The sequence below is a fragment of the Paraburkholderia sp. CNPSo 3274 genome, from assembly GCF_024206475.1.
Classification (GTDB): domain Bacteria; phylum Pseudomonadota; class Gammaproteobacteria; order Burkholderiales; family Burkholderiaceae; genus Paraburkholderia.
The window spans coordinates 1-7,650 of sequence record NZ_JAMBPR010000151.1; the positions used below are offsets into that span (position 1 = coordinate 1).

Consider the following 7,650-nt stretch of genomic DNA (forward strand, 5'->3'; position numbering starts at 1 on the left):
CCGATGCGGCCCCCCTGAAGCACCTCTGTGACATCGTCCTCCTCTCAATGGACGCAACCACGCGCGAACGCCCCGATAGCGCCAGGCGACCCGCGAAGCGGGCTGGGTTATTTCTTCCCGGGCGGAGGATTCTCGGCGATATCTGCCCAGAATTCCAGGCACGCCGTTGCCATCCGGACACCAAGATCCAATGGAGCCATCCGGCGAGCCTCCCATTCTCGTCCCTCGTTGTACTCGATAATGGCCAGGGACAGCTCATAACGGCTTCTGACGAAGGCTATGAGGAAAGAAGGAAGATCTGGAACGGCGCGATCAACCTGTACCCTTCCATTGTGGCAGCATGCGAAACCGTCGGCGACGTGCAGGGAGCTGTCAACGTCGCACGGAAACATGGCTTGCCTGTTTCAGTCCTTGTTGGCGGCTACGGTTGGGCTGGGCAATCGCTCCGCGACGGAGGGGTGGTGATCGACCTGTCCGCGATGAACCAAGTTGTTATAGACGTGCAATCCCAGACAGCAATAGTGCAAGGCGGCGCAACGACTGGTGATGTCGTTTCTGCTGCAACTGAGTTTGGGCTGACAGCGGTCGTGGGAACCATGGCGAAGATAGGCATGGCGGGTTTCACCCTCGGCGGCGGCTATGGTCCCTTAACTCCGCACTTCGGCCTGGGACTGGATAACCTGGTCGGCGCAGAGTTGGTCACGCCCGACGGAAGATGTTTAAGTGTTAGCGCCACTGAGAATGCCGACCTTTTCTGGGCATTGCGCGGAGGCGGAGGTAATTTCGGCGTAGTTACGTCGATGCGAATTCGCCTACATCGAGTCCACCAAGTTTTGGCCGGGAAAATCATCTTCCCATGGTCTGATGCGCGGTCTGTTTTGACGGGGTTTGCCACCGCGATGGCGTCGGCCCCCGACGAACTCGCGGCGACAGCTGCGCTCGTGTCAAGTCCGAACGGGGATCCGGCCATCGTGTTGGCGCCGTGCTGGAGCGGAGACATCGACCGGGGAAAGGCATTTGTTGACGGACTAACGAACCTCGCCTCGCCCACAACCGTGAACGTGGGATCCATGTCGTGTGATGCTCTTTTCGGTCTATTCGAGGGCAGCGCCCCTAAAGGCCGCCACTACGCTCAGCAGACTCGCTGGCTTGGTGAGCTTAGTGCCGATACGATCACCCATCTGCTTGAGAACGCCGACAGTCGCGAGTCTCCATTTTCGGTCCTCGCCGTACAGTCTTTTCACGGCGTACCGTCGCGGCAACCGTTGCACACCACTTCGTTCGGCCTCCGTCGAAAACACTTTCTCGCCAGCATCGTCGCGGCTTGGGACGAGAGTGACGACCGGCGTGGCGCCGTACACCGCACATGGGCACAGAATGCATCGGAGAAATTGTCTTCCTCGGCACTGCCTGGAGGCTATCCCAACCTCTTGGGGCCTCACGACCATTCCCAGATCGATCTCGCCTATGGCGAAAACACTTCTCGTTTGCTTAACATTAAACGTCGCTTTGATCCTGAGAATGTATTTAGTGCAACACCGTTGCCGCAGTCAGTTGGTTAGGGACAAGGACATACATTGTCATCAACACGTACGCCCGGGCTCTTCATTCGCCCGCACAACTGGACGAGTAAAGGATAGTTGGACTGGATGACGATTCCCGACTTGAAAAATGCTTGGGAGGCTATGCGGTCAGCGGCAAAAAAAGGAAACACAGACGAGGCAGAACATTTGTTGAACCAGTTCGTCCTGGCCGCGAAGTGGAGTCCTGATCTTGTGCCTCAGGACGCTGCCCGATTAGCGAAGAAAGGTGAAGATCAGCCAGGCTCCTTGCAACCCAAGACGACTGTCTTAGGATCGAACGAGATTTTTGTCGTGGAATTCTCTTCTTTGGACCTCTACGAACGATACGAGATCTCGGGATCACGGACCGGCATGTTCATAATCGATTCACGACGTTTGAAGACGCGAGAATTTTATTCAGTTGCTTCTGTCACTGATGCCGGACATCCAGTCGGCGGTAAGGCATGACTTGAATATGCCCTGAGCGCGACCCCCGTCGCGCTCCAGGCCCGGCCGTCCAACGCTTGTGGATTCTCAGTTTGCCGACCGTTGTTGAGCTGCCAAAACAGCGCCGAGCTCCTCGTCAGTTAGTGCGGGCGTCGTGGTGAAAGAGAAGATATCACTCCATTGCATCACCATCGCCGCGACTGCACTGGCGTCCGTCGCTTCAACGATTGCAACGCCTCTAAACTCGCCGCCTGCATGCCAGCGTCCCAACATCTTGACGTTGTCGGGTGGCTGACCGCCTGTTTTCACGAAGCGCTCAATTGCGGCCTGCTGCATTGCCGGCTCACCTTTCCATTGAACAATAAATTTCATGGCGAATGTCCCCTCCACGATGGCGATGCCGACTCGTGGCACGCCCGCTCTTCATGGTGGACGCCTCGACATCGCGACGGTTCGTCGCCCACTTGCCGGCATGGATTCTTCGCATCGTCCATGCCGTCGGGCGAAGCCACGAGATACCATCGAGGATAGGTAAACCAGATAGGTCACGGCTCCAACCGGGTGAGCGTAGTGTGCGAAGCCGCACATACGGCTTCGATGGCTTGCCAGGCAATCGGACGATGACTGTCGGGTAGGGCCGATAACTTGTCATCGAGTGACGGTATGGAACGACCGTTGCACTCAGATACCCGCCCTCGCAATTCCGACTGCACGACCGACCGCTTCGGGCCGCTCTCGGGCGACCGAATCGGACGCGCGCTATAGCGCGGCGATGCGATGCCCTGCGATGTGCGTTGCGGAACTTGCTTACGGTGGAACAGCTGGATCGACGGGTACCGTGAACTGCAAGATAGCGCCGCGGGGTATGTTTGCGCTCGCCCACAACCGGCCACCGTGTGCTTCGATGATCGGGCGGCAGATCGACAGCCCCATCCCCATCCCATTGGTCTTTGTCGTATAAAACGGCTCAAAGAGGCGCTCGATGTTCCCAGGAGCGATGCCCGGCCCGGAATCGGACAACGTCACGAGGACAGCACCGGGCTCATTCATCCTGGTGCTGATGGTCAATTCCTGCGGCCCATCGCTAGTCGAGCTCATCGCATCGATCGCATTGATAATGAGGTTCAGCATCACCTGCTGGAGTTGCACCCGGTCGCCTTTGATAAACGGCAAGTCCTCCGCGAGCCGCATCCGCACGGAGACGCCTTTCCCTCTGGCTTCACTTGACGTGAGCGCATTGACTTCGCTAATCGCCTTTAACTCTCGCTTAGAATACCTAACGAACTGGACTGAGCGAGACACTGTTACCAGTTCGGCAACGACAGGCGTGCGTGCCGTCATGACAACAATCGCCGCCGGGCACCTGCAGTTAAGGATCAGGCAGAGGCGGCAGCTTTTGCGATGTCTGCGGCGTTTGCCAGATTTTCCACGCCCCAGCACAGATCCATGACTTGACGCGCCTGTTGGGGCGGGATAACCCCGTCCGCGAGGTCGGCAAACTTCTTCTCCAGCGCCTGATCGCTCATCGGCACTTCAAGGCTGCCGACGGCGTGATCAATATATTTGTGAAACGACCGTCCGTCATTCAGGACGATCGTCATGTCAACCTGGTCGGACTTGATCGAGGGATCGACCACCGGTACGACCTTCGCACGCAGGTCGATGATGACGGGATCGCGAACGGCCCGATCACTGAATTGCTTCTCGCCAGCTGCCCCCTCGACCAGGGCGACTGCAACCGCATGATAGATGCTGAATTTGCCCTGGAGTCCGTCTTGTGGCGTCTTCTTCCCTGTTGTTCCAACTACCCGGGGATTGACTTTGAGGTCAACCCGCGCGATCTGATCCGACGGAAGTTCGTTTTCATTGCGGAGCTGGATTGCAGCGTCGATCGCCGGATGCATGACGACGCCACAGGCGAACGGTTTATAGGTGTTGAGCGCCGCCTCATAACGCTGACCCAGACCACTCGTGATTTCGGCATAGTCCTGCCTGGTGCTGAGCGTGTTTGCCCATCCGGCCCGCGCCTCGATCATCTCGTCGGAACTGGTGAAGTTTTTTGCCGCAAGGACGGCCGATAGCAGGCCGTTGCTGGCCGCCCGCCCGGGGTTAAAGCTTTTGTTCATGGAGCCGAATGATTCTCGCAGGCCGACCGGTTGAGAAGCCGCAAGGCCGAGAGCCCAGACCATCTGCTGCTCGTCAAGGCCCAGCAGCTTGCCTGCCGCCGCAGCGCTACCGAATACGCCGGCAGTGCCAGTGACGTTCCAGCCCATATCGTAGTGTTCAGGAGACACGGCATTGCCGATCCGGCATTCCGTCTCGACCCCGAGCACCAGGGCGTTCAGGAATGCCTTCCCGGCGACAGGCTGCATTTCGGCCAAGGCCAGAATTGCCGGGACGACCGGTCCCGCCGGATGGATGACTGTCCTCAAATGAGTATCGTCAAAATCCAGAATGTGGCTTGCAACGCCGTTCAGGAAGGAGGCGTTCAAAATATCGAAGCGCTCCCGGCGGCCGAGCAGGCTCGCCTGCGGTGGCCCGGAGAACGGTGTGAGCGCCGATACCGCGATATGGGTCGCCGGCTGGCTGGACCCGCCGATCGCGACGCCAACCCAGTTTAGTAGCGTACGGACGCCCTCCTTGCGGACGTTGGGCGGAAGATCGTCATATTTCGCTTTGACGATATAGCCGGCGAGCGTGCGCGTGACGTCTTTCACCACGGGTGTGGCAGGCTTCTGTGAGGGCGCGCTCTCCGCAGCGCGGCCGCTGTCCGTGGCCCGAAAACCGGCAAGGGCCAAAGGTACGCTCGCGGAAGCAAGCAGAATTGAACGGCGACTGACGCGGAGCATGGCGACGCCTCGAATTGACCATTGCGGATTTCACACGAGCTTGCTCGCGTGCCCTTCCCAGTAGCGGTCACGCACTAGCCGTTTGAGCAGCTTCCCGGTGGGCAGGCGCGGCAATTCCGCCACGAAATCGATCGATCGCGGAACGTTGACTGGAGACAGCCCGGAGCGGCAAAAGGCCATCAGCTCCTCGGCGAGTAAAGGTCCCGCTTCGTCCATGCTGACTGGCTGCACCACTGCCTTGCATTCCTCCCCCAGGTCTTGACTGGGAACCCCGATTACCGCGACGTCGAGTACCCTGGGATGGGTGACCAACAGGTTCTCTGCCGCCTGTGGATAGATGTTCACGCCGCCTGAAATGACCACGTTCGCGAGGCGGTCAGTCAAGTACAGGTAGCCAGCGTCATCGACATAGCCGATGTCGCCCAACGTAGTCCAATCCTTGTGCACCGGGTGACGCGCGCTTGCGGTCTTGACCGGATCGTTGTGGTAGCGGAACGGACGGCCGTTGGCGAAATAGACGATACCGGGCTGCCCCGGAGGCAGAAGCCCGCCGTCGGTGTCGCAAATGCGAAGTTCTCCGACAAGCGCGCGCCCGACCGTGCCCTTGTGCGCAAGCCATTCCGTGGAATTGACCGACGTGAACCCATTGGCTTCGGTTCCCGAATAGTATTCCCAGATGATTGGGCCCCACCACGCGATCATCCGCTCCTTGACCGGCACCGGGCAAGGTGCGGCGGCATGGATTACCACCTGCAAAGATGAGACGTCGTAGTGTTCGCGCACCGATGGCGGCAGCTTCAGCATGCGAGAGAACATGGCCGGAACCAGTTGCGTGTGGGTAATACGATGCGCTTCTACCAACTGAAGGAAACGCTCGGCATCGAAGTGCTCCATGATTACCGCGGTACCGCCCACTGCCTGCGTGGACAGACTGAAGCGCAACGGTGCGGCGTGGTACAGCGGCGCAGGCGACAGGAAGCGCATTTCAGCGTTGAATCCATACAATGCACGGGCCAGTTCGGTCACGAGCGTGGGCGCCTCGATGTCCGCATTGCGCGGCAGCGTGAATACCCCTTTGGGTCGTCCCGTCGTGCCAGACGAGTACAGCATATCGCACCCTGTGGTCTCGTCATCGATGCGGGTCGTGGGATGGGACGCGAGGATCTGCTCGTAAGACGCAAACCCATCGACGGTGTCATCCATCATCAAACGTGCCGTCAGACCCGGCGTCTGCTGAACGAGCGCACGCGCGATCTCGCGCTGCGAATACGAGGTGACGAGCAGCTTCGCGTCGCTGTTCTCGATGATATAGGCAGCGTCTGCGGTGTTCAGGTGCGTGCTGATGCAGACGTAGACGGCGCCTGAGCGTTGGGCCCCCCAACAAAGCTCAAAAAAGGCCGGGCGATTCTCAAGCAGGATCGCCACCCGGTCTCCCGCAGCGATTCCATGATCCCGCAGCATCCGCGCGACCTGATTGGAACGCTCGTCAAGTTCACGGTACGTGACCGAGACTCCGTCAGCCATGACCACTGCCGGATTGTCGGGTGTGTGCAACGCATGTATATGCGGATGCATGGACTGACCTCCCGCAAGAGCACGCTCAAGGTGCCGGACTGCTTTTCCGGCGGCGCCCGGCCGCGCTTCGGCACAGTCGTCGTCATCAGTTCCCACACCGCCCCTTTCGCGCCGGTTGCTGCCTTGTCGTCATCGGCCAGGTTCATTCCGCGTCCAGGCGCGGAAGACGAAGCGCTCCGGCCGCCGCAGGCGCCGATGCGACAGTCGCGGTGAAGACCCGCATTGCAAGCGTACTCGACACAAACCGCTTCCATTTATCCATTTCTTCCTCCGATGGCATCTGCCCGGCTGGAATGTCGTCCAAGCAAGGCCTCGTTGAGAGCGTACTGATGCAGACGCGTCATGCACGTTCGCGCGAACTATACTTTTCAAGGGCTCCGCTCGCCTCCATCACCTGATGGAGATTTGCGGGCGGCTGACGTTATTCGCGTCACGAGGAGCTGGTCAATTCAGTTCTTGATGGGAGGCTATCCGGCTACGTCCACGGGCGACGCCCTACGCCCTCCCAAAGGAGATCATCTTGACGCTCTCAAGGGATCTGAACCCGCTGATTGATTCAATCCATGACGCTGGCCTTGACCAGCGAAACTGGACATATGTTCTGCGCGCAATAGCGGACCGGATAGGCGCGGAACATATCAACATGCGGATTCGTGAGCCACACTCGAACTGGTCGCTGGATGATTGGAATGGTGTCGAATCTTCGTTTAGGCATTCCTACGAGAACTACTACATGAAGCTTGATCCTGTTACTCCATTCATCGTCACTTGCAAACCGGGCACAATTTTCACGGACTCAATGCTGGTGTCCCAAGCGGTGCTGGAGCGGAGCGAGTTTTATCAGGATTGGGTACGGCCGCAGGGATTGCATGCCTACATTGCGGCTAATATCGTGCCCGGCGACGGCATAGTCGGCGTCCTTGGTGGCGCCCGCGGAAGTGCCAGTCCGTATCGCCAGCATGATCTCGACTGGACTTGCCCCTGCATGACCGGACACGCGGTCACGCTTCGGTTGGTGAAGTTGCGCGCTGGCGGAATTCGCGTGGCGAGCAGTATTTCAAGGCGCTGTGCGGATGCGATTCGTTGTAGTGGTCAAACGCGATAGCCAGGTTTTGCAGTGCGGTTCTGACATCAGGCTTGGGCATCCATGAGACGTAGTCACGCTTTATCGTTTTGACGAAGCTTTCGGCCATCCCGTTGCTCTGCGGACTTCTCAC

Annotated in this window: 8 protein-coding genes; 3 read left to right on the forward strand and 5 right to left on the reverse strand. The window is 59.0% G+C overall.

The window, feature by feature from the left end; all coding sequences use genetic code 11:
* A partial coding sequence (locus M3I54_RS42910; RefSeq protein ID WP_254346406.1) for an FAD-binding oxidoreductase occupies positions 1-1,562 on the forward strand: 1,562 nt, incomplete at its 5' end.
* An 87-nt stretch (positions 1,563-1,649) separates the two neighbouring features.
* The gene (locus M3I54_RS42915) at positions 1,650-2,030 is read left to right on the forward strand and encodes a hypothetical protein (protein WP_254346407.1); all 381 of its coding nucleotides are present in this window, start codon (positions 1,650-1,652) and stop codon (positions 2,028-2,030) included.
* Positions 2,031-2,096: 66 nt separating this feature from the next.
* Here M3I54_RS42915 and M3I54_RS42920 read toward each other — a convergent pair whose 3' ends face one another.
* The 4 genes from M3I54_RS42920 to M3I54_RS42935 all read right to left on the reverse strand — a co-directional run bounded on the left by M3I54_RS42920 (position 2,097) and on the right by M3I54_RS42935 (position 6,382).
* The gene (locus tag M3I54_RS42920; protein ID WP_254346409.1) at positions 2,097-2,381 is read right to left on the reverse strand and encodes a DUF3303 domain-containing protein; all 285 of its coding nucleotides are present in this window, start codon (positions 2,379-2,381) and stop codon (positions 2,097-2,099) included.
* A gap of 435 nt (positions 2,382-2,816) precedes the next feature.
* Positions 2,817-3,350 (reverse strand): sensor histidine kinase, encoded by a 534-nt coding sequence (locus tag M3I54_RS42925; protein ID WP_254346411.1) that lies wholly within the window; start codon positions 3,348-3,350, stop codon positions 2,817-2,819.
* A 35-nt stretch (positions 3,351-3,385) separates the two neighbouring features.
* Complete coding sequence (locus M3I54_RS42930; RefSeq protein WP_254346413.1) at positions 3,386-4,858, reverse strand: MmgE/PrpD family protein; 1,473 nt, start codon at positions 4,856-4,858, stop codon at positions 3,386-3,388.
* 30 nt (positions 4,859-4,888) lie between these two features.
* Positions 4,889-6,382 (reverse strand): AMP-binding protein, encoded by a 1,494-nt coding sequence (locus tag M3I54_RS42935; protein ID WP_254346415.1) that lies wholly within the window; start codon positions 6,380-6,382, stop codon positions 4,889-4,891.
* Here M3I54_RS42935 and M3I54_RS42940 point away from each other — a divergent pair.
* Positions 6,305-6,646: a hypothetical protein gene (locus M3I54_RS42940; RefSeq protein ID WP_254346417.1), complete on the forward strand. Its 342-nt coding sequence runs from the start codon at positions 6,305-6,307 to the stop codon at positions 6,644-6,646. The genes M3I54_RS42935 and M3I54_RS42940 overlap by 78 nt on opposite strands.
* A 788-nt stretch (positions 6,647-7,434) precedes the next feature.
* On the opposite strand, the gene M3I54_RS42945 is transcribed toward M3I54_RS42940, so the two are convergent.
* Positions 7,435-7,650 (reverse strand): integrase core domain-containing protein (locus tag M3I54_RS42945; protein WP_254342964.1); only part of this gene is annotated, 216 nt, incomplete at its 5' end.